The sequence below is a fragment of the Caloramator sp. genome (assembly GCF_020054765.1).
In the GTDB taxonomy this organism is placed as follows: Bacteria; Bacillota; Clostridia; order Clostridiales; family Caloramatoraceae; genus Thermobrachium; species Thermobrachium proteoclasticum.
Genome location: NZ_JAIHAO010000035.1, coordinates 1 through 26,449, shown reverse-complemented (window position 1 = coordinate 26,449; position 26,449 = coordinate 1). Strand labels below are relative to the sequence as shown.

19 protein-coding genes, 1 pseudogene and 2 riboswitches are annotated in these 26,449 nt (G+C 35.3%); of the genes and pseudogenes, 19 read left to right on the top strand and 1 reads right to left on the bottom strand.

The window, feature by feature from the left end:
• The first annotated feature begins 190 nt into the window (after positions 1-190).
• A riboswitch (purine riboswitch) is annotated at positions 191-290 on the top strand.
• Positions 291-382: 92 nt separating this feature from the next.
• From guaB to purD, 18 genes and pseudogenes are all read left to right on the top strand, one after another.
• A complete protein-coding gene (guaB, locus tag JG776_RS09850) occupies positions 383-1,837 on the top strand; it encodes an IMP dehydrogenase (RefSeq protein WP_291967040.1) in 1,455 nt (484 codons plus the stop codon).
• A gap of 9 nt (positions 1,838-1,846) precedes the next feature.
• Positions 1,847-3,379, top strand: a complete 1,533-nt coding sequence (guaA, locus tag JG776_RS09845) for a glutamine-hydrolyzing GMP synthase (protein WP_291967037.1) — start codon at positions 1,847-1,849, stop codon at positions 3,377-3,379.
• Between the two features lie 164 nt (positions 3,380-3,543).
• The gene (locus tag JG776_RS09840) at positions 3,544-4,608 is read left to right on the top strand and encodes a S66 peptidase family protein (protein WP_291967035.1); all 1,065 of its coding nucleotides are present in this window, start codon (positions 3,544-3,546) and stop codon (positions 4,606-4,608) included.
• A 116-nt stretch (positions 4,609-4,724) separates the two neighbouring features.
• The gene (locus tag JG776_RS09835) at positions 4,725-5,165 is read left to right on the top strand and encodes a MarR family transcriptional regulator (RefSeq protein WP_291967033.1); all 441 of its coding nucleotides are present in this window, start codon (positions 4,725-4,727) and stop codon (positions 5,163-5,165) included.
• Positions 5,166-5,241: 76 nt separating this feature from the next.
• A complete protein-coding gene (locus JG776_RS09830) occupies positions 5,242-6,969 on the top strand; it encodes an ABC transporter ATP-binding protein (RefSeq protein ID WP_291967032.1) in 1,728 nt (575 codons plus the stop codon).
• A 1,421-nt stretch (positions 6,970-8,390) separates the two neighbouring features.
• Entirely contained in the window at positions 8,391-10,247 is a 1,857-nt protein-coding gene (locus JG776_RS09825) for an ABC transporter ATP-binding protein (protein WP_291967053.1), read from the top strand.
• 447 nt (positions 10,248-10,694) lie between these two features.
• Positions 10,695-10,796, top strand: a riboswitch (purine riboswitch).
• Positions 10,797-10,874: 78 nt separating this feature from the next.
• Positions 10,875-12,299: an NCS2 family permease gene (locus tag JG776_RS09820; protein WP_291967030.1), complete on the top strand. Its 1,425-nt coding sequence runs from the start codon at positions 10,875-10,877 to the stop codon at positions 12,297-12,299.
• Between the two features lie 58 nt (positions 12,300-12,357).
• Positions 12,358-13,068: a phosphoribosylaminoimidazolesuccinocarboxamide synthase gene (gene purC / locus JG776_RS09815; protein ID WP_291967028.1), complete on the top strand. Its 711-nt coding sequence runs from the start codon at positions 12,358-12,360 to the stop codon at positions 13,066-13,068.
• The gene (purS, locus tag JG776_RS09810; protein ID WP_027308629.1) at positions 13,065-13,313 is read left to right on the top strand and encodes a phosphoribosylformylglycinamidine synthase subunit PurS; all 249 of its coding nucleotides are present in this window, start codon (positions 13,065-13,067) and stop codon (positions 13,311-13,313) included. Before purC ends, purS begins: the two co-directional genes overlap by 4 nt.
• Entirely contained in the window at positions 13,310-13,972 is a 663-nt protein-coding gene (purQ, locus tag JG776_RS09805) for a phosphoribosylformylglycinamidine synthase subunit PurQ (protein ID WP_291967025.1), read from the top strand. Before purS ends, purQ begins: the two co-directional genes overlap by 4 nt.
• A 1-nt stretch (position 13,973) precedes the next feature.
• Positions 13,974-15,086 (top strand): 5-(carboxyamino)imidazole ribonucleotide synthase, encoded by a 1,113-nt coding sequence (locus JG776_RS09800; RefSeq protein ID WP_291967023.1) that lies wholly within the window; start codon positions 13,974-13,976, stop codon positions 15,084-15,086.
• A gap of 1 nt (position 15,087) precedes the next feature.
• Positions 15,088-15,582 carry a 5-(carboxyamino)imidazole ribonucleotide mutase gene (gene purE / locus JG776_RS09795; RefSeq protein ID WP_291967021.1) on the top strand — a complete coding sequence of 165 codons (495 nt, stop codon included), beginning with the start codon at positions 15,088-15,090 and terminating at the stop codon, positions 15,580-15,582.
• The gene (purL, locus tag JG776_RS09790; protein ID WP_291967019.1) at positions 15,575-17,764 is read left to right on the top strand and encodes a phosphoribosylformylglycinamidine synthase subunit PurL; all 2,190 of its coding nucleotides are present in this window, start codon (positions 15,575-15,577) and stop codon (positions 17,762-17,764) included. Before purE ends, purL begins: the two co-directional genes overlap by 8 nt.
• The gene (purF, locus tag JG776_RS09785) at positions 17,749-19,155 is read left to right on the top strand and encodes an amidophosphoribosyltransferase (protein WP_291967017.1); all 1,407 of its coding nucleotides are present in this window, start codon (positions 17,749-17,751) and stop codon (positions 19,153-19,155) included. The genes purL and purF overlap by 16 nt, the downstream gene beginning before the upstream one ends.
• 1 nt (position 19,156) lies before the next feature.
• On the top strand, positions 19,157-20,149 hold the full coding sequence (purM, locus tag JG776_RS09780; protein WP_291967015.1) for a phosphoribosylformylglycinamidine cyclo-ligase: 993 nt from the start codon (positions 19,157-19,159) through the stop codon (positions 20,147-20,149).
• Positions 20,137-20,731 (top strand): annotated as a pseudogene (gene purN, locus JG776_RS09775) (phosphoribosylglycinamide formyltransferase). Before purM ends, purN begins: the two are co-directional and overlap by 13 nt.
• Positions 20,706-22,199: a bifunctional phosphoribosylaminoimidazolecarboxamide formyltransferase/IMP cyclohydrolase gene (purH, locus tag JG776_RS09770; protein WP_291967013.1), complete on the top strand. Its 1,494-nt coding sequence runs from the start codon at positions 20,706-20,708 to the stop codon at positions 22,197-22,199. The pseudogene purN and the gene purH overlap by 26 nt, the downstream one beginning before the upstream one ends.
• Positions 22,200-22,208: 9 nt before the next feature.
• On the top strand, positions 22,209-23,450 hold the full coding sequence (gene purD / locus JG776_RS09765; protein WP_291967011.1) for a phosphoribosylamine--glycine ligase: 1,242 nt from the start codon (positions 22,209-22,211) through the stop codon (positions 23,448-23,450).
• A gap of 323 nt (positions 23,451-23,773) precedes the next feature.
• Here the strand turns inward: purD and JG776_RS09760 are convergent, their stop codons facing one another.
• Positions 23,774-25,147: an alpha-amylase family glycosyl hydrolase gene (locus tag JG776_RS09760; RefSeq protein WP_291967010.1), complete on the bottom strand. Its 1,374-nt coding sequence runs from the start codon at positions 25,145-25,147 to the stop codon at positions 23,774-23,776.
• A gap of 184 nt (positions 25,148-25,331) precedes the next feature.
• Between JG776_RS09760 and JG776_RS09755 the strand changes: the two genes are divergently transcribed.
• Positions 25,332-26,288, top strand: coding sequence for a type II CAAX endopeptidase family protein (locus tag JG776_RS09755; RefSeq protein ID WP_291967008.1), 957 nt, complete (start codon positions 25,332-25,334; stop codon positions 26,286-26,288).
• Positions 26,289-26,449: the final 161 nt, after the last annotated feature.

Genomic DNA, 26,449 nt, shown 5'->3' with positions numbered 1-26,449 from the left:
AAAATTGTCACCTCAATATAGGGCATAAATAGCAAATTAAATAGTATTTTTTTGAAAACAATTAGACATTTTGTAGGTCTCCTACCAATGTTAAAATACTAAATTATTTTTTACAAAATGTCACATTTCACCTGGGTGGCACTTTTTGTCTTGACAAACCACTTCAAAACCTATATAATACTTAAAAATAAATAAAGAATACATGCCTACTCATATAATCCCGATAATATGGTTCGGGAGTCTCTACCGGGGGCCGTAAACCTCCGACTATGAGTGAGGTTGCTTTGCGTTTGCATATTGCACTTCACTCATTTCTTTTTTGGGGAGCAATATGCTTTTTTGTTTCCCCTAAAGGGCATGTTTAAGGGGAGGAGGATTCTAAATGAAAATCTTAAAGCAAGCTTATACCTTTGATGACGTTTTATTAGTTCCACAAAAGTCAGATGTATTACCTAAAGATGTAGAGGTTTCAACATATCTTACAAAGAAAATAAAGCTTAATATTCCACTTATGAGTGCAGGAATGGATACAGTTACAGAATCAAAGATGGCAATAGCAATGGCACGTGAGGGTGGAATAGGAATCATTCATAAGAACATGTCTATTGAAGAGCAGGCCTTAGAGGTAGATAAGGTAAAAAGATCAGAACATGGAGTCATAACAGATCCCTTCTTTTTATCTCCAGAACATACAATTGAAGATGCCAATAGACTAATGGCAAGGTACAGAATATCAGGTGTTCCAATTGTCGAAGGTGGAAGATTGGTCGGAATTATAACAAACCGTGACATAAGATTTGAAAAGGACTATTCAAGAAGAATAAGTGAGGTAATGACAAAGGATAATTTAATAACAGCACCAGTTGGAACAAGCCTTAAGGAGGCGGGAGAAATACTAAGACGCCACAAGATTGAAAAGCTTCCACTTATTGATGAAAATTATGCCCTAAAGGGACTTATAACAATAAAGGATATCGAAAAGGCAGTTAAGTTCCCAAATTCTGCAAAGGATGAAAGGGGAAGACTGTTGGTTGGTGCTGCAGTTGGAGTAACTGTAGATACAATGGATAGAGTAAAGGCACTATATGAAGCAGGTGTAGATGTAATAGTTGTGGATACTGCCCACGGCCATTCTAAGGGTGTTTTAGATACAGTATATAGAATAAAAAATGAATATCCAGAGCTTCAGGTAATAGGAGGTAATGTTGCAACTATAGAGGCAACGAGGGATTTAATACTTGCTGGTGCCGACTGCGTTAAGGTTGGTATAGGACCTGGTTCAATCTGTACAACAAGAGTTGTAGCAGGAGTTGGTGTTCCTCAGTTAACAGCGGTTATGGACTGTGCAGAAGAGGCAGATAAATACGGTATTCCAATAATTGCAGATGGTGGAATAAAATATTCTGGAGATATAGTTAAGGCCCTTGCAGCAGGTGCATCTGTTGTAATGATGGGTTCACTTCTTGCAGGATGTGAGGAGAGCCCAGGAGAAGAAGAAATATATCAAGGAAGAAGATTTAAGGTGTATAGAGGAATGGGCTCAATCGCAGCGATGCAGAAGGGAAGCAAGGATAGATATTTCCAACAGGATAATAAAAAGCTTGTTCCAGAAGGAGTTGAAGGAAGAGTTGCCTACAAAGGACCTGTTGCAGACACGCTTTATCAGTTAGTTGGAGGACTTAGAGCTGGTATGGGATACTGTGGTGCAAGGAACATAGAGGAACTAAAACAGAAGGCTGTGTTTGTTGTTCAAACATCAGCAGGTCTAAGGGAGAGCCACCCACACGATATATACATTACAAAGGAAGCACCAAACTATACAACAGATGCAAGGTAGGAGGGTAATATGAATAGAGAACTTGTTTTAATAATTGATTTTGGAGGACAGTATAACCAGCTTATTGCAAGGCGTGTTAGAGAGTGTGGGGTGTACTCTGAGATAGTTCCATACACAGTTTCAATAGAAGAAATAAAAAGAAAGAGCCCAAGTGCTATAATCTTCACAGGTGGACCAAACAGCGTCTATGAAGAGGGAGCACCAAGGGTAGATAGAGAAATATTTGGTTTAAATATTCCTATACTTGGAATATGCTATGGAATGCAGCTTACCGCATTTATGTTAGGTGGGGAAGTTAAAAAGGCAGATAAAAGAGAGTATGGAAACACAAGTGTTGTTGTAGAAAATGACTGTGCCCTATTTTCAAACCTTCCTAAAGAGAGCATAATGTGGATGAGCCATACTGACTATGTTGCAGAACTTCCAGATGGATTTGTAAATATAGCCTACACAGATTCCTGCAAAAATGCGGCAATGGCAAATAAAGAAAAGAGGATATATGGTGTTCAATTTCATCCAGAGGTTAAACATTCACAGTTTGGTTTTGATGTTATTAAAAATTTCTTGTTCAATGTATGTGGCCTTAAGGGAGATTGGACAATGTCCTCCTTTATTGATGAAAAGATAGATGAAATAAGAAGGACTGTTGGGGACAAAAAGGCAATATGTGCTCTGTCAGGTGGAGTTGACTCCTCTGTTGCCGCACTAATGGTACACAGGGCAATAGGTAAGAATTTAACGTGTATATTTGTTGACCACGGCCTTTTAAGAAAGGGAGAGGCAGAAGAGGTTTATAATACCTTTAAAGAAAAGTTTGATATGAACTTAATTATGGTTGATGCAAAGGATAGATTTTTAGGCAAGCTAAAGGGAGTTACTGACCCTGAGAGGAAAAGAAAGATAATTGGTGAGGAGTTTATAAGGGTATTTGAAGATGAGGCAAATAAGATAGAAGGGGCAGAGTTTTTGGTTCAAGGGACAATATACCCAGATGTTGTTGAAAGTGGAACAGGAACATCTGCAGTTATAAAGAGCCACCACAACGTAGGGGGACTTCCTGAGGACATTAAATTTAAGTTGATTGAACCCCTTAGGGAACTATTTAAGGATGAAGTTCGAGAAGTTGGAAGACAGCTTGGACTTGCAGAAGAATTAGTATCAAGACAGCCATTCCCAGGACCAGGTCTTGCGATAAGGGTACTTGGTGAGGTTACAGAGGAAAAGCTTTCTATATTAAAGGAAGCAGATTTTATAGTAAGGGATGAGATAAAGAAGGCAGGGCTTGATAAAAAGATATGGCAGTACTTTGCTGTACTTCCTGATGTTAAAAGTGTAGGTGTAATGGGAGATGAAAGGACATATTCCCACCTTATTGCAATAAGGGCTGTGGAAAGTGTGGATGGAATGACCTCCGATTGGTTTAAAGTGCCCTACGAAGTTTTAGATAAAATATCAAGAAGGATTGTAAATGAAGTTAAGGGTGTAAATAGAATTGTATATGATATAACAAGTAAACCTCCTGCAACAATTGAATGGGAATAATTTAATAACTGGTAGCCATATCACTTATAACTTTTGATATGGCTGCTTTTTATTGTTAAAACTTAGCGACTTTTTAAAAACATATCAATTAATACTTGCTAAAATATGGTTAATATGGTATTGTAGATATTAAATTTTAAAGGTTAAAAATTGGGGGTATGAATATGTTAAAACCAAAGCCATTAAACAGGGGAGATAAAGTAGCAATTGTGAGTTTATCAAGTGGTATATTAGGAGAAGATTTTGCAAAACATCAGCTTGAATTAGGAGTTAAAAGATTAAAGGAGTTTGGATTAGAGCCTATCTTTATGCCAAACTCTCTAAAGGGGATTGAATATGTTAAAAATCACCCTGAAGATAGAGCCAAGGATTTAAAACAGGCCTTTTGTGATGAGACAATAAAGGGGATTATCTGTGCAATTGGAGGAGAAGATACATATAAGACTTTGCCATATCTTTTAGAGGATAGGGAGTTTGTTGATGCTGTTAAAAATAATCCAAAGATTTTTACAGGATTTTCAGATACTACTATTAATCATTTAATGTTCTATAAATTAGGATTAGTAACCTTCTATGGACCAAGTTTTCTAACAGACATAGCCGAATTAGATAATGAAATGCTTCCATATACTAAAAGGGAGTTTTTGAAGTATTTTGAAGAAAAAGATGAGTTTATTATTGAATCAAGTGATGTTTGGTATGAGGAAAGAAGGGATTTTTCTAAAAACCAATTAGGCATAAGTAGAACTAAACATACAGAAAAACGAGGATATGAGGTGCTTCAGGGAAGAGGAAAGGTAAGAGGTAGATTTTTAGGAGGTTGTTTAGAAAGTATATATGATATATTGACTAAAGATGCATATAAAGAAGTATGCGATAAATACGAGTTATTCCCTAATTTAGAAGAATGGAAAAATAAAATATTGTTTATTGAAACCTGTGAGGAAAAACCAAACCCAGAGTTCTTTGAAAAGGAACTTCTTGCATTAAAGAATAAAGGTGTTTTTGATGTGATTAGTGGTATTATTGTTGGAAAGCCACAAGATGAAACCTATTATGATGAGTATAAAGAGGTTTTATATAAGGTTATAGATAATAAGGATTTGCCTATTCTATATAACGTTAACTTTGGACACGCATATCCAAGATGTATAATACCTTATGGGGTTGAAGTAGAGATAGATTTAGATAGGAAAGTGATAAAATACTGGCAGCCATATCACATATAAGTGATATGGCTGCCAGTTAAATTTTTCTTGACAGTTAGACGTCTAACAATTATTATAATAATAGTTAGACGTCTAAATAATTTTATAATGTATACAAAAGTGAAAGGGGAATTAAAATGGATTTTTGCAATATTGAAGGCCTTTATCAATCCTTCATAAAGGTTATTAAGGTACACCACCAGTACCTACATAACATACTCGAAAAACTTGATCTATACCCTGGTCAGCCACCACTACTTTTTACATTAAATAAAAATAATGGTCAGAGCCAAAGGGAGATTGCGGATAAACTTCACATAAAGCCTGCTACAATTACCGTAATGCTAAATAGAATGGAAAAGGTAGGGTTAGTTACAAGAAGGCAGGATGTAGAGGATCAGAGAATATCAAGGGTATATTTAACTGAAAAGGGAAGAGAAAAGTGTGAGCAGTTAAAAAATATTATGGTTGACTTAAATGAGCATTGTTTTGGAAACTTCACAGAGGAGGAAAAGGAGGTTTTCAAAACACTTTTAGAAAAGATGGCAGAAAACATAGAAAAGGTAAAGGATAAGTGATTTTATAATTATGCATCAATAGGAAACCATTAAATTTATACTTAAAAACAATTTATTTGTTAGGAGATGATAGGTTGTGTTAAGACTTTATAAGTTTTTAAAACCATATACTCTAATGATTGTTGGAGTGTTCTTCTTCGTAACGCTACAATCCTTAGGGGATTTGTATCTTCCAACGCTTATGTCAAACATAATAAACGAAGGAGTTATGCAGGGAGATACTAAGAGAATACTTGAAATTGGTGGAGTTATGCTTTTAGTAGCAGGTGTTGGAGTTATCTGCTCTATTATTGCAAGCTTTTTATCAGCAAAGGTTGCAGCAAATTTAGGTACAATACTAAGAAACAAAGTTTTTAGAAGAGTCGAAAGTTACTCACTTAATGAATTTGATAAGTTTGGAACTGCAACATTAATTACAAGAACAACAAATGACATAACCCAAATTCAAACAGTTACAATAATGATTATGCGTATGATGATAAGTGCACCTATTATGGCAATAGGCGGTTTAATTTTAGCTCTAAGAAAGGATAGACCGCTTACACTTGTTCTTGCGGTTGCAATACCTGTGCTTGCAATCGTTGTTGCAACAATTGCATCAAAGGTTATACCTCTATTTAAGCTTGTTCAAGTAAAGATTGATAAGATAAACCTTGTTCTTCGTGAAAAGCTAACTGGAATTAGGGTAATTAGAGCCTTTAATACAGTTGAACTTGAGAGAAAAAGATTTGATGAGGCAAATGTTGACCTTACAGAAACGTATATAAAAGTAAACAGAATAATGGCCTTTATGATGCCTTCTATTATGTTGGTTATGAACTTTACTTCTCTTGCAATTCTTTGGTTTGGTGGAATACGTATAAGTAAGGGAAGTATGGACTTAGGTTCCCTCGCAGCCTTTACTCAGTATGCAATGCAGATTATGTTTTCAATGCTAATGCTTGCAATGATGTTTATAATGGTACCTCGTGCACAGGCAGCAGCAACAAGAATAAATGAAGTTTTAGATACAATGCCAGAAATAAAGGATGTAGAAAAAACAGTAGATACATTTACAAGTAGGGGACATTTAGAATTTAGAGATGTAACCTTCAGCTATGAAGGTGCAGAAGAGCCTGTACTTAAAAATATTTCTTTTAAAGCAAACCCAGGGGAAGTTACAGCCATCATAGGAAGTACAGGTTCTGGTAAATCCACATTGGTAAATCTAATTCCAAGATTTTATGATGTGGATAGCGGAAGTATTTTAATTGATGGTGTTGATATAAGAGAGATGAGTCAAGAAACATTAAGAAATAAGATAGGATTTGTTCCACAAAAGGCCATCCTTTTCTCAGGAACAATTGCAGATAACATAAGATTTGGTAAAGAGGATGCAACAGATGAAGAAATAAGGCACGCAGCAGAAGTTGCACAGGCACTTGAGTTTATTGAAAATATGGATGGTGGATTTAATCACGAAATTTCACAGGGTGGTACAAATGTATCTGGGGGTCAAAAGCAGCGTCTTTCAATTGCCCGTGCACTTGTTAGAAAGCCTGAAATATACGTCTTTGATGACAGTTTCTCAGCACTTGATTTTAAAACAGATGCAAAATTAAGGGCTGCACTTAAAAAGGAAACAAAGGATTCAACAGTGATTATCGTGGCACAAAGAGTCGCAACTATTATGGATGCAGACAGAATAATTGTTTTAGATGAAGGTAAAATAGTTGGAATTGGAACCCATAGAGAACTTTTAGAGCAGTGTGATGTATATAGAGAGATCGTTTCATCACAGCTATTGGAGGAGGAAATAGCATGAGCCAAAATAGAGGAATGAATAGACCGATGGGAAGAGGCGGCGGACCTGCTGGACTTGGTCGTTCTGTGGAAAAGCCGAAGGATTTTAAGGGAACCTTTAAAAGACTTTTAGGATATCTAAAGCCCCATAGACTAAATTTAATAATAGTCCTTATATTAGCCATTGCAAGTACAACTTTTACTATAGTTACTCCCAAAATATCAAGTAAGGCATTAAATAAACTACAGGATGCCTATATGGCTCGTAAAATGCTAAGTGAATTGGCAAAGGGTCAAAATGAAGCAGTAAAACAGTTAAATGAAAAGATGGGTGACGTTCAAGAGGAAGTAGTTGATAAAATTATAAATAATATGCAGGATGGACAAAAGAAGGCTGTAGAGCAGATAGCAAATAATATGGCGGATGCACAAAAGAAGGCAGTAGATGAAATGTACAAGGGCATAGCTATTCAATTGTATCAGGGTGTTGTAAGTGGACAAAAGGCTGCAGTAGATAATATAACTTTGCAAATGGGTAAGGTTCAAAGGAATTTAGTTTTAAGTATGCAGCAGCAGATGAGTGGTATGCAGCAAATTCCACAGGGTGGACAGATGCCACCAATGGATCCTAAAATGTTTGAGGCTATGCAAAAACTTATAAAACTTCCAATGATTGATACAATAACCGATAGACAAAGGAAGATTGAAGTAACTCTTGAATTTATTGATATTCTTGAAAATATGCCACAGAGTGGACAAATAGACGCAAAAACTCTTTCATCAACAAAGGAGATGCTAAATCTTCCACTACTTGAAAATGTAAAAAATCCTAACGAAAAGATAAATATAATTAAAAAGTTTCTAAGTCTATCAAAGAATATGCCATCTCAAGGGCAAGGTATGTCAATGCAACTTGACGAAAATACTTTAAATAAAGCACTTGCAAAAATACCAGAGATTAAAAATTTCAATACAAATTCAAGCACTACAACAAATAAAATGGACAAAAAGACAATGGAGGCAGCCCAAAAACTTTTAAAGCTTCCATTGATAAGCGACATAAAGGATCCTGTAGAAAAGAAAAAGACTTTAATTAAGCTGCTTGACATATTTCAAAGTATGCCAAATACTTCAGGGGCAGAAACAGGTAATATAAATGCTTCAGATTTTAATACACTTAAAGAGCTTCTATCTCTACCTGATATAAGCAGTATTAAGGATGAAAATGAGAAGAAGAAGACAACTATTAAGCTAATAGATATATTAGCTAAGATGCCAAATATGAATAGTGAAGGAACTGCTTCAAATGATATGATGGATACTGAGCAGTTAATGAGTGCAAAAGAACTGCTTGAACTTCCAATGTTAAATTCAATAAAAGATGCTGAAGAGAAGGCAAAGGTTTTAAATAGAATGCTTGATATATTTGGTAAAATGCCAGATATGAATACAGATGATACTGATTCTAAAAATAAATTTGATACAAAGAGCATAAAGGCTGTTCAGGAGTTTTTAGCCTTACCAAAATTAGATTCTCTTGCAAATGCAGATGAAAAGGCTGATGTGACTAAGAAGATTTTGGATTTAAGCAAAGAAATGCAAAATACAATGGATAATGCACCAAAGGATGCAAAAGAGAACATTAAATTTACAGATGAGCAAATAAATGCAGTAATAACTGCAATAAGAGAAACAAATGGAGAGTATGATTTTAACTATATAGGAAAAATAGCATTGATTCTTATTGCTCTTTATATAATAAGTGCCCTATTTAGTTTGACTATGGGGCTTGTTATGTCTGGTGTTTCACAAAAGACTGTGCGTGATTTAAGAAGGGAAGTAGATGATAAGCTCTCAAGACTTCCACTTAAGTACTTTGATACACATCTACACGGGGATATACTTAGCCGTATTACTAATGACGTTGATACAATTGCAACAACATTGCAGCAGAGTTTAACTCAAATGATTACGTCTGTAATAACAATAATTGGCTATATTATAATGATGCTTACAATAAGCCCAACATTAACATTGATTGTACTTGCTACAATGCCGCTTTATGTTATATCAACAATGCTTATTGCAAAGAAATCACAAAAATACTTTGCAATGCAGCAAAAGGAACTTGGAGAGTTGAGTGGACACGTTGAGGAAATGTATACAGGTCACAAGATAGTAAAGGCCTTTGGACGTGAAAAGGATGCAATAGAACATTTTGAATCTATAAATAATAGACTAAGGGAAGCAGGATGGAGAGCCCAATTTATATCAGGTATAATGTTCCCACTTATGAACTTTATAGGTAACTTAGGTTATGTTGGAATAAGTATAGTAGGTGGAATATGGATAACAAAGAGCCGTCTTGGAATAGGGGATATAATAGCCTTTATACAATATTCAAGATCCTTCACAATGCCAATAGTCCAAACAGCAAATATAGCAAATGTTATTCAGTCAACAATTGCCTGTGCAGAACGTGTATTCCAAATCTTGGATGAAGAAGAGGAAATTCCAGATAGTAAGGATGCTGTGGTAATTGAAGAACCTAAGGGTGAAGTGAAGTTTGAAAATGTATCCTTTAGATATAAGGAGGATGTACCTTTAATAGAGGATTTAAATTTAGAAGTAAAACCAGGGCATACTATTGCTATAGTTGGGCCAACAGGTGCAGGTAAAACTACATTGGTTAACCTGCTTATGAGATTCTATGAAATCAATTCTGGTAGAATAACTATAGATGGTGTTGACACAAGGGATATTAAACGTAGTGAGCTTAGAAAGATGTTTGGTATGGTTCTTCAAGATACTTGGCTGTTTAATGGAACAATTAAGGATAATATAGCTTATGGAAAAGAAGGCGCAACAATGGAGGATATAATAAAGGCAGCAAAGGCAGCCCACGCAGACCACTTTATTAGAACTCTTCCACAGGGATATGATACAGTAATAAACGAAGAGGCAACTAATATATCACAGGGACAAAAGCAGCTACTTACAATTGCTCGTGCGATACTTCACGATCCTAAGATATTGATTCTTGACGAGGCAACAAGTAGTGTTGACACAAGAACAGAAGTATTAATACAAAAGGCTATGGCAAATCTTATGAAGGGAAGAACAAGCTTTGTAATAGCCCATAGATTATCTACAATACGTGATGCTGAGCTTATAATAGTTATGAATAAGGGAAGAATTATTGAAATGGGTAACCACAAAGAACTGCTTGCAAAGGGAGGATTTTACGCAGATTTATACAACAGCCAGTTTGCAAATGAGAATGTAGATGAAGCATTCTAAGCTTTTCTTTGTTTGAAAAAGTCCTACCCTCGCGATGCCATCGTCCTGATGGCCGCTCGGCTCGGCACGTCCTGTGCCGAATTACGGATTTTTCCAAAGTCGAAAAGCAAGAATTGCTATAGCTTATGAAAGAGCCCATTGAAATCCCTTTATGGGGCTTTTTTAGATTTTAGCTAACAAACAGGTTTGTCAACAATCTGAGGCAGCTGTACTACAGCTGCCTAATTAATTTTACGTATTGCCTTCTTATTTTGTTTGTGTTAAAATCATAGAAATAACTTTTGGTCAAAAGTTATATGTAATATGGCTGCCAGTCTGTGTTTAAATGTTCGTTAATTAACGAAATATAAAACAAAATTCATTTAATTGACTTATTTTTTACCGAATAATTAAGTAAAAACAACAAAAAATATATTGACTGTAGCGAAATATGGTGTTAATATAATAGTGTAAATTACATAAGTCACTCATATAATTCCGATAATATGGTTCGGAAGTCTCTACCGGGGGACCGTAAATTCCCCGACTATGAGTGAGTCGGGCATTGCTATGTTTATTTAGCATATCTATCACCCTGACTTACTCATGGTAAGTCAGGGTGATAATTTTTTAAGGGAGGTTTTGATTATGGATATAACTCAAAGAAGAGAAGAAAATGTATCAATTCTTGAGAGGCTATTTAAGCTTCAAGAAAACAATACTACCGTAAAAACAGAAATTATAGCAGGTATTACAACATTCATCACAATGGCCTACATCATATTTGTAAATCCAAACATACTAAAGTTTGCAGGTATGAATAGTAAAAATGCATTAGGCGATGCAGCAGCAAGCCTTAATGCAATAAACGACCCAGTAGTTGCATCAGTTTTTGCAGCAACTTGTATATCAGCAGCAATAGGTACATTTATAATGGCACTTTATGCAAATGTTCCTTTTGCACAAGCACCAGGTATGGGGCTTAATGCCTTCTTTACTTTCAGCGTTTGTTTAACATTAGGCTATACTTGGCAACAAGCTCTTGCAGCAGTATTTATATCAGGAATATTATTCATACTAATGACAGTAACTTCTCTAAGAGAAAAGATAGTTGATGCAATTCCACAAAACTTAAAGCTTGCAATTTCAGGTGGTATAGGACTTTTCATAGCATTAATAGGACTTAAGAGTGGAAGTATAATAGTTGATAATCCAGCAACACTTGTTGGTTTTGGAAGCTTTACAGATAAGCGTGCACTATTAACTTTAATAGGTATTACAATAACAGGAATATTAATGTCAAGAAACGTTAAAGGTTCAATACTTATTGGAATAATAGCTACAACAATAATCGGAATTCCTATGGGAATAACAAATATTGATGGTGTTAAGTTAATATCTGCTCCTCCATCAGTTTCACCAACATTTATGAAGATGGATTTTAAGGGACTTTTAGGATTAGGCCAAGCAGGACTAGTTGGTGCTATAATGAGCGTTGTTATGGTTGTTATATCCTTCAGCTTAGTTGATATGTTTGATACAATTGGAACACTTGTTGGAACAGCTCAAAAAGCAAATCTACTTAATGAAAATGGAAAGATGAAGAATATGAACAAGGCACTTCTTGCAGATGCTATTGCAACAACTTGTGGTGCAATGCTTGGTACAAGTACAGTTACAACATATGTTGAATCAACTGCAGGAATTTCAGAAGGTGGAAAAACAGGTCTAACAGCCTTTACAACAGGAGTTATGTTCCTACTTGCAATGTTCTTTACTGGTCTTGTTGGAATAGTTCCAGCAGAGGCAACAGCTCCAGCACTTGTAATCGTTGGTGCCCTAATGATGGGTGCTATAACTAAGATAAATTTTGATGATTTTACAGAAGCACTTCCAGCATTCCTTACAATTGCAGTTATGCCATTTAGTTACAGCATAGCAAATGGTATAGCAGCAGGTATGATATTCTATCCAATAGTAAAAATAGTTACAGGCAAGTCTAAAGAAGTAAATCCTGCCGTATATGTTTTAGCAGTTCTTTTCATCATAAGATTTGCACTTCTCCCTCATTAATTTAAAAGTCCAGAGCAAAATGCTCTGGACTTCAATTTCCAATAAAAGGGGTGTTAATATGGAAAAATTAAATATGCTCTATGAAGGAAAGGCAAAAAAGGTCTATGAGACTAATGAGGTTGATAAGCTAATCGTCTACTATAAAGATGATGCAACAGCCTTTAATGGTCTTAAAAAGGATGTAATATTAGATAAAGGAATACTAAACAACAGCATTTCTTCTATCATATTTAAAAAACTTCAAGAAAACAATATAAAAACACACTTCATTGAAAAACTTTCAGATAGAGAACAGCTTGTCAAAAAGGTCAGTATAGTTCCCCTTGAGGTTATTGTTAGAAACTATGCAGCAGGAAGCATAGTAAAAAGGCTTGGTTTAAAGGAAGGACAAAAGTTTAATGAGCCAATTCTTGAGATTTCATATAAAAACGATTCTCTACAGGATCCCCTAATAAATGATTACCACGCAATAGCACTTGGATTGGTAGAGAGGAATGAACTTATCAACATATATGATACAGCCCTTAAAATAAACAGCCTATTAACAAATATGTTTGAGGAAATAGGAATAATACTAATCGACTTTAAGCTTGAGTTTGGAAGGAAAAGGCATGAAGTTATACTGGCAGATGAAATATCTCCAGATACCTGTAGGCTTTGGGATAAGGAAACTTTATATAAATACGATAAGGACAGATTTAGACAGGATTTGGGAAATGTAATAGAAGGCTATAGAGAGATTTTAAAGAGATTGGAGGAGTTAAGATGATTAAGGCATATATAGATGTTACCTTAAAAAAGAGCATACTTGACCCACAGGGTACAGCAGTTAAAAAGGGACTTGAAAAGCTCTCTCTTTATGCAGAGGATGTAAGAATAGGAAAGCACATAGAGGTACTTTTAAAGGAGGATAAAATAGAGGCAGCCCGTGAAAAGATAGACGAGATGTGTAGGAGGCTTCTTGTAAACTTTGAGGTTGAAACCTATTCTGTAAGGTTTGAGGTGATAGAATGAAGGCGGGGGTTATAGTTTTTCCAGGTTCTAACTGTGATATAGATGCCTATAAGGTTTTAGAAAGATTAAATGTTGAAGTTAAATATATATGGCACGATGAAAAGATAGATGACGAGGATTTAATAGTTCTTCCAGGTGGATTTTCCTATGGAGATTATTTAAGATGTGGTGCAATTGCAAGATTTGCAAAGGCACTTGAAAACATAAATGAACACATTGAAAAAGGAAAACTTGTTTTAGGAATATGCAATGGCTTTCAAATACTAACAGAACTTAAGGCACTTCCAGGAGCACTTCTTAGAAATAAAAATCTGAATTTCATATGTAGCGATTGTAAATTAATAGTAGAAAATACCGACACTCCCTTTACAAATCTTTTTAAAAAGGGTGATATTGTAAACTTTCCAATAGCCCACGGAGAGGGTAACTATTATATAGATGATGAGGGATTAAGGGAGCTTATAAAAAATAACCAAATAGTATTTAGATATCAAAACAATCCAAATGGTTCAGTAGCAGACATTGCAGGTATTGTAAATAAAAGAGGAAACGTACTTGGAATGATGCCTCATCCAGAGAGGGTACAGGACAAACTTCTTGATGGTGAGGATGGATTAGTGTTTTTTAAATCGATAATTGCCTATTTTAAGGAGGCATAGTATGAAAAGGATTGGGATAGTAGGTGGAGGACAGCTTGGAAGGATGCTCGCCTTTGAGGCAAAGAGGATGGGGTTTGAGGTTGTAATACTTGACCCAACTCATAATTCACCTGCAGGACAGGTATCCGATTTTCAGATAGTTTCAAGATATGATGATTTAAGTAGTATAGATGATTTTATAAACCAATGTGATGTTATAACTTATGAGTTTGAACACATATCGGTAGAGTTTTTAAGGGAGATAGAAAAAAGAGGTAGAGAGGTTATACCATCCTCAAATACCCTCGAGATAATTCAAGATAAGCTAAATCAAAAGCTCTTTTTAAAGGAAAAGGGCTTTAATGTACCAAAGATTTATAAAAGGGATGAATTAGATAAAATAGACAGCTTTCCCTGTATGCTAAAGTTTTCAAGGGGAGGATATGACGGGAAGGGAAATATTTTGATAGAAAGCCCATCTCATCTTAAGGACATTGTTTCAAATCTTAAGTATCATTTTTATATTGAGGAACTAATTCAATTTGAAAAGGAAATATCAATACTTGTTGCAAGGAATAAAAGAGGAGAGATAAAACACTTCTCTCCTGTTGAAAACATCCACAAAAACAGCATACTTCACCTTAGCATTTCACCTGCAAGGATAGATAAGAAGACTGAAGATAAGATATATGAGATTGCAGATAGGTTTATAGAGGTAATAGGAGATTATGGAATATTCTGCATAGAGATGTTCCTTGATAAAGAAGGAAATATATATATAAACGAAATAGCACCTCGTCCCCATAATTCTGGACACCATACAATTGAATCCTGTATAACAAGTCAATTTGAACAGCACATAAGAAGTATTTTAAATCTTCCCCTTGGAAGTACAAGAGAGATTTCAAAGGCAGTTATGAGAAATATACTTGGAGATAAAGATATAGAGGGTAGCTATTATTTAAAGGGTTTTGAGGAACTTTTAAATATAGAGGGACTCTTTTTACACCTATATGGAAAAAGTGAAGTTAAAAGGGGAAGAAAGATGGGGCATATAACCTATCTTTGTAATGATTTGGAAGAAGGAATAGAGAGACTCTCTAATATGGAGTTTGAATTTATAGGAGGATGTTAATATGGCATCTGTTGCAATTATAATGGGAAGTATTTCAGATTATGAGACTATGAAGGGAGCAGAAAAGGTTTTAAAGGAATTTGATGTTGATTATGAGATAGATGTTGTTTCAGCCCACAGAACTCCAGATAAAATGTATGAGTTTGCAAAGGGTGCAAGAGATAGAGGAATAAAGGTGATAATTGCAGGGGCGGGGGGAGCGGCACATCTTCCAGGGATGGTTGCATCCTTAACTACGCTCCCTGTAATAGGTGTTCCAGTTGTTTCAAAACTTCAGGGTATCGATTCACTTCTTTCAATAGTTCAGATGCCAAAGGGAGTACCTGTTGCAACTGTTGCAGTAGGTGGGGCAGAAAATGCGGCCCTACTTGCTCTAAGGATGTTATCAATAAATGATGAAAAAATAGCAGAAAAGCTTTCAGAATATAAACAAAGATTAGAGAAGGAAGTTAGTGCAATGAGCCTAAAGCTTAAGGAGGTTTGTGAAAATGAATAGATACGAAAAGGTTGGTTTAACAAAGGAGGAATATAAAAGGATAGTTGAAGGTTTAAATAGAGAACCTAATGATTTAGAGCTTTCTATGTTGGGAGTTTTATGGTCAGAGCATTGTAGTTACAAAAACTCAAGGGCTCTACTTAAACTGTTTAATACAAAGGGAGAGAGGGTTCTTCAAGGACCGGGTGAAAATGCTGGTGCTGTAGATATAGGTGATGATTTGGCAGTTGTGTTTAAAATAGAGAGTCACAACCATCCATCAGCCTTAGAGCCATATCAAGGGGCTGCAACAGGGGTTGGAGGAATATTAAGAGACATATTTACAATGGGTGCAAGGCCTATTGCAAACTTAAACTCAATTAGATTTGGACACCTAAATGATGAAAGAAATAAAAGGCTTCTAAAGGGTGTGGTTAACGGAATAGGTAATTATGGTAACTCTGTTGGGATTCCAACAGTTGCAGGAGAGACTGTGTTTGACGACTGCTACAGTGATAACCCACTTGTTAATGCAATGAGTGTTGGAATAATAAAAAAGGATAAGCTAAAGAGGGCAATAGCCCAAGGGGTTGGAAATAGTGTAATATTGGTTGGACACACAACAGGACGTGATGGAATAGGTGGAGCAAGCTTTGCCTCCTGTAATTTAACAGAGGAGTCAGAGGCTATGCGTTCTGCTGTTCAGGTTGGAGACCCTTTTATGGAAAAGCTTCTACTTGAGGCTTGTCTTGAACTTATGGATAAGGAATATGTAGTCGCAGTACAAGACTTAGGTGCAGCAGGACTAACCTCCTCAAGCTGTGAGATGGCCCTAAGGGGTGGATGCGGAATTAAAATAGATGTTTCAAAGGTTGTTACAAGGGAAGAAAATATGCTTCCAGAGGAGATAATGATTTCAGAATCACAGGAGAGAATGCTTTTGGTTGTAAAAAAGGGGTATGAAGAGGAGATATTAAAGGTATTTAAAAAGTGGAATCTAAACGCAACAGTTATAGGAGAAATAACAGAGGATAAAAATTTAACTGTAACAGTAGGTGATGAGGTAGTAGGCTGTGTACCGGTTGAACTTTTAGGAGATGGTACAAAGGCAAACCTAAGACCTTATAGAAGACCTAAATATTTAGATGAACTATATTTTGATATAGATAGTATTAAAAGATTAGAGGATTTAAATGAAGCATTAATTAAAGTTTTAAAGTCTGAAAATATAGCCTCAAAGGAATGGGTTTACAGGCAGTATGATTATATGGTTAGAACCAACACAATAGTAAGGCCGGGAGGAGATGCTGCTGTTGTTGTAGTTGAAGGAACAGATAAGGCACTTTCCTTAACGGTTGACTGCAATTCAAGGTATTGCTATTTAGACCCCTATGAAGGTGCAAAGATTGCAGTGTGTGAGGCGGCAAGAAATATAGCAGCAACAGGAGCAACCCCAATTGCAATAACAGACTGTCTAAACTTTGCAAATCCTGAGGATGAGGAGGTTTATTATACATTTAGACAGGCAATTTTAGGTATAACTGAGGCAAGTAGGGTATTAAATACTCCAGTTGTAAGTGGTAATGTAAGCTTTTACAATGAATCAAATAAAACAAGAATATATCCAACTCCAACAATAGGGATGGTTGGTCTTTTGGAGGACAAAAACAAAGCTTGTACAATAGATTTTAAGGAATTAGGTGATTCTATTATCTTAGTTGGAGAAACCTTAAATGAAATAGGCGCAAGTGAATATCTAAAGGTAGTATATGGCAAGGTCTTAGGTAGTGCACCAAGGTGTTATCCTGAAATTGAAAAGAATACGATAGAGTGCTTAACAAAACTAATAAAAGAAGGTTTGATACAAAGTGCCCACGACGTATCAGAGGGTGGAATGATTGTAGCACTTTGTGAATGTGCCTTTAAGAATGAAATAGGGGTAGAGGTAAATGTAAAGACAAATTTAAGGGAGGATATATTCCTATTTTCTGAAAGCCAAGGAAGGTTTATTCTATCGGCTAAAAAGGAATATGTAGATGAAATAATAACTGAATTTAAAAGATATGGAGTTTTGGCTGAGGTAATTGGGGAAACAAAGGGCAGCAGGATTGAAGTTAATATAAACGGAATAATGGTTATAGATAAAAATATTTGCGATTTAAAGAGGGTTTGGGAGGAGGAGCTCCAATGCATTATGGATTAGATAAGTTTAAAGAAGAGTGTGGAGTATTTGGTGTTTTTTCAAGGGAAAAAAAGAAGGTTGGGGAGATAGTCTACTATGGGCTTTATGCCCTTCAGCATAGGGGGCAGGAAAGTGCAGGAGTTGCCTATTCGGATGGTGAGGTAGTAAATCTAAAAAAAGGTATGGGACTTGTTGGAGATGCTTTAAAAAGGGAAGATTTAGATAAAATGATAGGCTATTCTGCAATAGGCCACGTTAGATACTCAACAACCGGCGATTCAAACCTTCAAAATGCACAGCCTCTTTTGAGTAAATATAAACTTGGAAGTATTTCCATTGCCCATAATGGAAATTTAGTTAATGCAGATATTATAAGGGAGCTTTTAGAGGAGGCAGGTTGTATATTTCAGACTTCTATTGATTCTGAGGTGGTATTAAACCTAATTGCAAGAGGCTACAAAAAGGGAATAGAGAAGGCCTGCTTTGATGCAATCCAAGCAGTTAAGGGTTCCTATGCCATTCTTCTTCTAACAGAGGACAGATTAATTGTAGTAAGAGACCCAAATGGTATAAGGCCCCTTTGCATAGGAAGGCTTGGAGATGATTATATTTTATCATCTGAGAGCTGTGCAATAGATGCGGTAGGTGGAGAGTTTTATAGAGATGTAGAACCGGGTGAAATAGTTGTTATAGATAAAGAGGGACTTAGAAGCTATAAGATGATAGAGAGAACCTCCCTTAAAACCTGCTCCTTTGAATATATATACTTTGCAAGGCCAGATAGTACAATAGATGGAATAAATGTTTATATTTCAAGGGTTAAGGCAGGAGAAAATCTTTTTAAAGAAAAGCCCTGTGATGCAGATATTGTAGTTGGCGTACCAGATTCAGGTACCCATTCTGCTGTAGGATATGCAAAGGCTTCATCAATTCCATATGGAATGGGTTTTGTTAAGAACAAATATGTAGGCAGAACCTTTATTGCACCAACACAAGAGCTTAGGGAAGCTGCTGTTTCAATGAAATTAAATCCACTAAAGGTAAATATAGAGGGAAAAAGAATAGTGTTGGTGGACGATTCTATAGTACGCGGAACTACTATGAAGAGGCTAATTGAACTTTTAAGAAAAAATGGTGCAAAGGAGGTACACGTAAGAATTGCATCTCCTATTGTAAAATATCCCTGCTATTTTGGTATAGATACTCCAAGAAGAAGTCAGCTTATAGGTTCAAACTTAAATGAGGAGGAAATAGGAAGAGAACTTGGTGCAGATAGCATAGGTTTTTTAAGTATAGAGGGACTTTTAGATGCCCTCGATGCAAAAAGCTTTTGTTTAGGCTGTTTTAATGGTATATATCCTGTTTCAGCCCCCTTTGAGGCAGATAAATTTATGTTTGAAAGGAAAGAGTGATATGAGATATTGTGATGCTGGTGTAAACATAGATGAAGGTAATAGGCTTGTTTCAATGCTAAAGGGAATGGTTAAGGAAACTTATACAGAGGGTGTACTTGAGGGTGTTGGAGGTTTTGGTGCCCTATTTGAAATTAAAAATTATAAAAATCCTGTATTGGTATCAGGCTGTGATGGTGTTGGAACAAAGCTGAAGATTGCCATAGATATGAAAAAGCTTGATACAATTGGAATAGATTGTGTTGCGATGTGTGTAAATGACGTTTTATGCAACGGTGCAAAACCTTTGTTTTTCCTTGACTATTTTGCCTGTGGTAAGCTAAGTGCAGAGGATGCCTTTAATGTTATAAACGGAATAAAGGATGGGTGTATTTTGGCAGGATGTAGTTTAATCGGAGGAGAGACAGCAGAAATGCCAGGTTTTTATGAGGATGGAGAGTTTGACATTGCTGGATTTTGTGTTGGAATTGTTGAGAAGGATAAAATTGTTGATGGCAGCAAAATAAAAGAGGGAGACTTGCTTGTTGGAATAGAGTCTTCAGGATGCCACAGCAACGGATATTCATTAATAAGAAAAATCGTTACAGACCTTGACGAACCATTTAAAGATAAAAGGATAGGAGATGTTCTTTTAACTCCAACTAATATTTATGTAAGGGATGTTTTCCCTCTTTTAGATAGATTTGAAATTAAAGGAATGGCTCACATAACAGGAGGAGGATTTTTAGAAAATATTCCAAGGATGTTTAAGGGTGATTTTGATGCAGTAGTATATAAAGATAGTTATGAAATACCAGAGATATTTAAACTTTTTAAGCAAAGAGGTGTAGAGGAGACAGAAATGTATAGAACCTTCAATATGGGAATAGGTTTTGTTATTTGTGTGGATAAAAATGAAGCTGAAGAAGTAGTAAGGACAATAGAAGAAGGTGGGAAAAGGGCATATATAATTGGAGAAGTGGTAAAGGGCGGTGGAAGGGTATGTTTAATATAGCCGTCCTTGTATCAGGAAATGGTACTAACCTTGAGGCAATACTAAATGCAGTAGAAAAAGATGAGATAAAATCAAAGGTTGTTTTAGTTATATCAGATAGAAAGTGTTATGGAATAGAGAGGGCAAAAAAAAAGAGGAATAGAGACATACATTTTAGATAGAAAAGCCTATAGGGATGAGCTTTCGGATAGAATTTATGAATTAGTTAAATATAGAGCGGATTTTATTGTTTTGGCAGGATTTTTATCAATACTAAAGGGAGATATATTAAAGGATTATAAGGATAGAATAATAAACCTTCATCCATCATTGCTTCCAAAGTTTGGAGGTGTTGGGATGTATGGGGATAATGTGCATAGGGCTGTTTTAGATAATAGGGAGAAGATAACAGGCTGTACGGTTCATTTTGTTGATGAGGGAGTAGATACAGGAAGAATAATACTTCAAAGGACTGTTTCTGTGGATTATGAGGATAAAATTGAAGATATAAAGAGGAAGGTTCAAAGGGAAGAACATATAGCTATAGTTGAGGCTATAAAAAAACTGGAGGTGGATTATGAGGGCATTAATCAGTGTATATAATAAGGAAGGGATTTATGAATTTGCTAAGTTTTTATCAGATAGGGGTGTTGAGATAATTTCAACAGGAGGAACCTTTAAATACCTAAAGGAGAAAGGTATAGATGTAGTCGAGGTAAGTTCTATAACAGGTTTTGATGAAATATTAGATGGAAGGGTAAAGACATTACATCCAGTAGTTCACGCAGGACTTTTAGCAGTAAGGGATAATGAAAAGCACGTTGAGCAGTTAAGTAAAAGAGGAATAGAGTATATTGACTTTGTTGTTGTAAACCTGTATCCCTTCTTTGAAAAGGTAGAGGATGATTTAAAGGATGATGAAAAGATAGAGTTTATAGATATAGGCGGTCCTTCGATGTTAAGGTCTGCTGCTAAAAATCATAAATATGTTGTTCCTATATGTGATCCAAAGGACTACGCTATGGTTATGGATGAGATTTTAAACTATGGAGATGTAAAATTAGAAAAGAGAAGATATCTTGCAGGAAAGGTATTTAATTTAACATCTGCCTATGATGCAGCCATATCCAATTTTCTTCTTGATGATGATTTCCCAGAATACCTAACTTTATCCTATAAAAAATCTATGGATTTAAGATATGGAGAAAATCCACACCAAAGGGCAGCATACTATACAAAGACAGTAGGATGTGGTGCCATAAAGGATTTTGAAAAGCTAAATGGAAAGGAACTTTCTTATAACAACCTAAAGGATATGGATATAGCTTGGAAGGTTGTTTGTGAGTTTGATGAACCCTGCTGCTGTGCAGTAAAGCATAATAGCCCCTGTGGAGTTGCAGTAGGAGAAGACGTATTTGATGCATATATTAGAGCCTATGAGTGTGATAAGATATCCATATTTGGAGGAATTGTTGCATTTAATAGAAGGGTTGACAAAAGAACAGCTGAAAAGCTTATAGATATATTCTTAGAAATAGTAATAGCACCAGATTATGATGAGGATGCACTTCTAATTTTAAAGGAGAAGAAAAATCTAAGAGTTATAAAGGCATTGTCAACACCAAAGGATAAATTAGAGTATATAAGCACAGATGGTGGAATTTTAGTACAGGATGTAGATAAAAAGTTAGTTAGCGAATTTAGATATGTTACAGAGCAAAAGCCAACAGATAAAGAGATGGAGGATATGCTCTTTGGAATGAAGGTTGTAAAGTATGTAAAATCTAATGCGATTGTAGTTGTTAAGGATAAGATGGCTATTGGGATTGCAGGAGGTCAGGTAAATAGAATATGGGCAGCTTGTCAGGCATTAGAGAGGGGTAAAGGGGCTACTTGCCTTGTGTCAGATGCCTTCTTTCCCTTTGAGGATGTTGTTGAAAAGGCAAATGAATATGGTATAAGGGCTATTATGCAGCCTGGCGGTTCAATAAGAGATAAGGAATCCATAGATGCCTGCAATAGGTATGGTATTGCAATGGTCTTTACTGGAGTTAGACATTTTAAACACTGAGGTGATTTTATGAAGATTTTAGTTTTAGGTTCAGGTGGAAGGGAACACGCACTGTCTAAAAAGTTAGCAGAAAGTTCATTATGTTCTAAAGTATATGTATGCCCAGGAAATGTAGGAACAATGTTGGAGCAAAAGTGCCAAAATGTTGATTTAGAAGACATAGAGGACATAATAGACTTTGCAAAGAGTGAAGGAGTAGATTTGGTAGTTGTAGGGCCAGAGAAATATCTTATACTTGGGGCTGTAGATAAATTTAGGGAAAACGGGATTAAAATATTTGGGCCAAGTAAGAAAGCAGCCCTTCTTGAGGGAAGTAAGGCCTATTCAAAGGAGTTTATGAAAAGGTATGGAGTAAAAACAGCTTCTTATGAGGTTTTTGAAGAATTTGAAAAGGCCAAAGAGTATTTAAATAAGGTTAAATATCCTGTTGTAATAAAGGCAGATGGCCTGGCACAGGGTAAGGGAGTTGTAATTTGTAGTAGCAAAGATGAGGCAGAGGATACTTTATTTAGCTTTATGGTGGAGGATTTATTTAAAGGTTCTGGCAAAAGAGTTGTGATAGAGAAATATCTTGAGGGAGTTGAAGCTTCTATTATATGTATAACCGATGGTAAAACTATAAAGCCCTTTGTTTCAGCAAAGGACCACAAAAGGCTTATGGATAATGATAGGGGACCAAACACAGGAGGAATGGGAGTTGTTGCACCTAATAGGTATGTAACAGATGATGTCTTTGAAAAGTTTAAAGAGGATATAATGGAAAGGACTCTTTTAGGAATAAGAGAGGAAAACTTAGATTATAAAGGATTTATTTATTTTGGAATAATGATAACAAAGGAAGGCCCATATCTTCTTGAGTATAATGTAAGATTTGGAGATCCTGAGGCTCAGGCAATTTTACCTCTTTTAAAGAGTGATTTAGTAGAGCTTATTTTAAAGACATTAAATGGAAGATTAGATGAATGTGAGTTTAAATGGATAGATGGAGCCTCCTGCAATGTTGTTTTAGCAAGTAGAGGATATCCTGTATCACCTATATTAGGGGATGAAATATTTGGACTTGAATCTATAAAAGATGTAGACGTATTTATTTCAGGAGTTAAATTAGATGACGGCAGGTTTTATACAAATGGTGGACGAGTGTTATCTTTAACAGCAGTTGGAGAGACTTTAGAGTTAGCAAGGGAGAAGGTTTATAAAGAGATAGAAAAGATAAAGTTTGAGGGGATGCATTATAGAAAGGATATATAAGTAAAAGGTGCTACGCACCTTTTACAGGCTGTTGAAAAAGTTATATATTGATTAGCCCCATAAAGGATTTTAAGGCATTAGTTCATTTCGCTAATCAATTCTAAGCTTTTCTTTGTTTGAAAAAGTCCTACTCTCGCGATGCCATCGTCCTGATGGACCCTCGGCTCGGCACGTCTTGTGCCAAATTACGGACTTTTCCAAAGTCGAAAAGCTAAGAATTGCTAAAGCTTACGAAAGAGTCCATTGAAATCCATTTATGGGGCCTTTTCAGATTTTAGCTTACAATTAGATTTGTCAACAAACTGATAGGTGATATTTATATTTTACTTACTACTTACATATATTGTATAACTCCAAGGAGAAAATTTAACTAAATGGTTCTTCTTTAATTTCACTTTATCAATAGTATTAAAATCAGTATACCTTCCTGCATACTCATTTAGTGGAACATCTAAATCGAAGCTCTTATCTGAAAGGTTTGCAAAAACTAAAACCCTATTGCCCTCATTTTCACGCACAAAGGCAAGAACATTATCATTTTTAACATCAATGAATTTTATACTTCCTCCGTGTTCTCCATTCCAAAGAGCTTTGTTTTCCTTCTTTAGTCTAATTAAATTCTTATAGAAATCTTGCTTAGGGTAGTTTTTCCAGTCTATTTCATCCTTTTCAAAAAAATTAAGTCTCTTATCTAAGGCAGCCTCTTGTCCAGAGTATATAAGAGGAATTCCAGGAAGTGTGAAGGTTAGCATTGCCATAACATCAACAGCATCCTTCATTCTTTCAAATTCTGTTCCATTCCAGGAGTTTTCATCGTGGTTTGTGATGAAGTTCATTGGGTAGCTGTGGTTTGGATAAATTTTATCAAAGTTTTCAGCAAAACGTCTTATTCCAAAGGCATCAGTCCTTCCATTTGCAATGCTCTCCATAAGGTGCATAAGCCTCCAGTTGTAGTTGCTGTTGAAGACCTTATTTAGATATTCTCTGTTGCCTTCATCTTCGGCAAGCATATAAACAGGTTTTATTTTTTCAAGCTCCTCCTTTGCCTTTTCCCAAAAATCAACAGGAACTCTTCCTGCAACATCGCATCTATATCCATCAACTCCAACCTCTTTTACCCAAAATACCATTGCATCAATCATTGCCTTTCTCATTTCTTCATTTTTGTAATTTAACTGTGCAACATCTGTCCAGTCGGTTCCTGGAGGATTTACTATATTTCCCTCACTGTCTGTTAGGTACCAATCCTTGTTTTTAATCCAAAGGTGATCCCAACCTGTATGGTTTGCTACCCAGTCTAATATAACTTTAAATCCCATTTTATGGCACTCATCTACAAGTTCTTTAAATTCTTCAAGTGTACCATATTCTGGGTTTACTGCCTTGTAATCCTTTATTGAGTAGTAGGAGCCTAAGGTTCCCTTTCTGTTTTTTTCTGAAATGGGGTATATTGGCATAAACCAAAGAACATCAACGCCCATTTCCTTAAGCCTTGGGAGATGCTCTTTAAATGCTTTAAATGTACCATCCTTAGTGTACTGTCTTACGTTTACTTCATAGATAACAGAGTTTTTTATCCACTCTGGTTCTCTAATAAGTGTCTTTTTTGTTTCTGTTTTTGTCGCTTTAAAGCTACAACCTGCAAGGTTAATAATAGTTAAAATGATAATTAAAAACAATGCAATACGCTTTTTCATTTTGTTTCCCTCTTTTACATAATTTTCTTAAAATAGTTTATCATAGATAAATAGGCAGTACAATAATTTATTAATTTAATTTATTAAGATAATGAATTTATAATATACATTTTACCTTTTTTTGCTTGATTGAAATAAGATGTTGTTATATAATTTACTAAAATTGTAAAAAAGGGAGGATACAATGAAAATATTAAAGGATAATCAGGGAAAAATAAGATCAGGTTGGAGGATTGGATTAGTCCTATTATTAAGTTTTGTTTTTCAAGTTCTCTTTGGAGCTTTTGTTGGAATAATTGGAAGTGTGTTTTTAGGTTTTAAATCTGTGCTTGAAGGAAATTTTTTAACATCAGAGGAAGTAGTAGGATTGATTTTAGGAGAAAATACTATATATTGGTTCATTATCAAAATATTATCAATGACTGCTGTAATACTATCTGTATTTATTATACTTAGTGCAATAGATAAAAAGAGATTTAAGGATATAGGTTTAAGGTTTAATAAAAACAGTTTGAAACATTTATTAATAGGGTTACTATTGGGTGCAGTTTCAATGACCTTCATTTTTGTTGTAATAAGCTTGACAGGTAATGTAACAGTAGAAAAGGGATTAAATTTTTCAATAAATAATATAACTGGACTTATTATATTTACTTTAGTTGCTCTTAATGAAGAATTATTTAGTAGAGGATATTGCTTATATGCTTTAAAGGAACAAAATTCAGAAAAGATGGCTATAATTGTATCATCAATAATATTTGCACTACTTCACGTATTTAATCCGAATTTAAATTGGTTTGGTATATTTAATATTTTTCTTGTGGGAGTTCTTTTTGCATATATGACGCTAAAGACTGATAATCTAATGATGGCAATTGGTTATCATTTAACTTGGAACTACTTTCAAGGAAATGTATTTGGGCTTTCAGTAAGTGGTCAAGAGGCGAGGGGAATAATAACAGTTTCAAATTTAAAGGAGAATATAATTACAGGTGGAGCTTTTGGACCAGAGGCAGGGATACTTACAACTATTGTTATTATAGTAGGGTTCTTGTTTGTATATAGATTTGTAAAGGGGTCTGAGAATAATAATCTTAATGAAGCTAATATTGCAGGTAATATAGAGATAAAAGAAAATTGATAAAATAAGAACAGCTGTTGAAAAAGTTATATATTGATTAGCTCCATGAAGGATTTCTTAGGCATCAGTTCATTTTGCTAAGCAATTCTAAGCTTTTCTTTGTTTGAAAAAGTCCTACCCTCGCGATGCCATCGTCCTGATGGCCGCTCGGCTCGGCACGT

Excerpts from the sequence above, each read along its gene's own strand:
- guaB (WP_291967040.1), top strand. The coding sequence starts at position 383 with ATGAAAATCTTAAAGCAAGCTTATACCTTTGATGACGTTTTATTAGTT.
- guaA (WP_291967037.1), top strand. The coding sequence starts at position 1,847 with ATGAATAGAGAACTTGTTTTAATAATTGATTTTGGAGGACAGTATAAC.
- JG776_RS09840 (WP_291967035.1), top strand. The coding sequence starts at position 3,544 with ATGTTAAAACCAAAGCCATTAAACAGGGGAGATAAAGTAGCAATTGTG.
- JG776_RS09835 (WP_291967033.1), top strand. The coding sequence starts at position 4,725 with ATGGATTTTTGCAATATTGAAGGCCTTTATCAATCCTTCATAAAGGTT.
- JG776_RS09825 (WP_291967053.1), top strand. The coding sequence starts at position 8,391 with ATGAATACAGATGATACTGATTCTAAAAATAAATTTGATACAAAGAGC.
- JG776_RS09820 (WP_291967030.1), top strand. The coding sequence starts at position 10,875 with ATGGATATAACTCAAAGAAGAGAAGAAAATGTATCAATTCTTGAGAGG.
- purC (WP_291967028.1), top strand. The coding sequence starts at position 12,358 with ATGGAAAAATTAAATATGCTCTATGAAGGAAAGGCAAAAAAGGTCTAT.
- purS (WP_027308629.1), top strand. The coding sequence starts at position 13,065 with ATGATTAAGGCATATATAGATGTTACCTTAAAAAAGAGCATACTTGAC.
- purQ (WP_291967025.1), top strand. The coding sequence starts at position 13,310 with ATGAAGGCGGGGGTTATAGTTTTTCCAGGTTCTAACTGTGATATAGAT.
- JG776_RS09800 (WP_291967023.1), top strand. The coding sequence starts at position 13,974 with ATGAAAAGGATTGGGATAGTAGGTGGAGGACAGCTTGGAAGGATGCTC.
- purE (WP_291967021.1), top strand. The coding sequence starts at position 15,088 with ATGGCATCTGTTGCAATTATAATGGGAAGTATTTCAGATTATGAGACT.
- purL (WP_291967019.1), top strand. The coding sequence starts at position 15,575 with ATGAATAGATACGAAAAGGTTGGTTTAACAAAGGAGGAATATAAAAGG.
- purF (WP_291967017.1), top strand. The coding sequence starts at position 17,749 with ATGCATTATGGATTAGATAAGTTTAAAGAAGAGTGTGGAGTATTTGGT.
- purM (WP_291967015.1), top strand. The coding sequence starts at position 19,157 with ATGAGATATTGTGATGCTGGTGTAAACATAGATGAAGGTAATAGGCTT.
- purH (WP_291967013.1), top strand. The coding sequence starts at position 20,706 with ATGAGGGCATTAATCAGTGTATATAATAAGGAAGGGATTTATGAATTT.
- purD (WP_291967011.1), top strand. The coding sequence starts at position 22,209 with ATGAAGATTTTAGTTTTAGGTTCAGGTGGAAGGGAACACGCACTGTCT.
- JG776_RS09760 (WP_291967010.1), bottom strand. The coding sequence starts at position 25,147 with ATGAAAAAGCGTATTGCATTGTTTTTAATTATCATTTTAACTATTATT.
- JG776_RS09755 (WP_291967008.1), top strand. The coding sequence starts at position 25,332 with ATGAAAATATTAAAGGATAATCAGGGAAAAATAAGATCAGGTTGGAGG.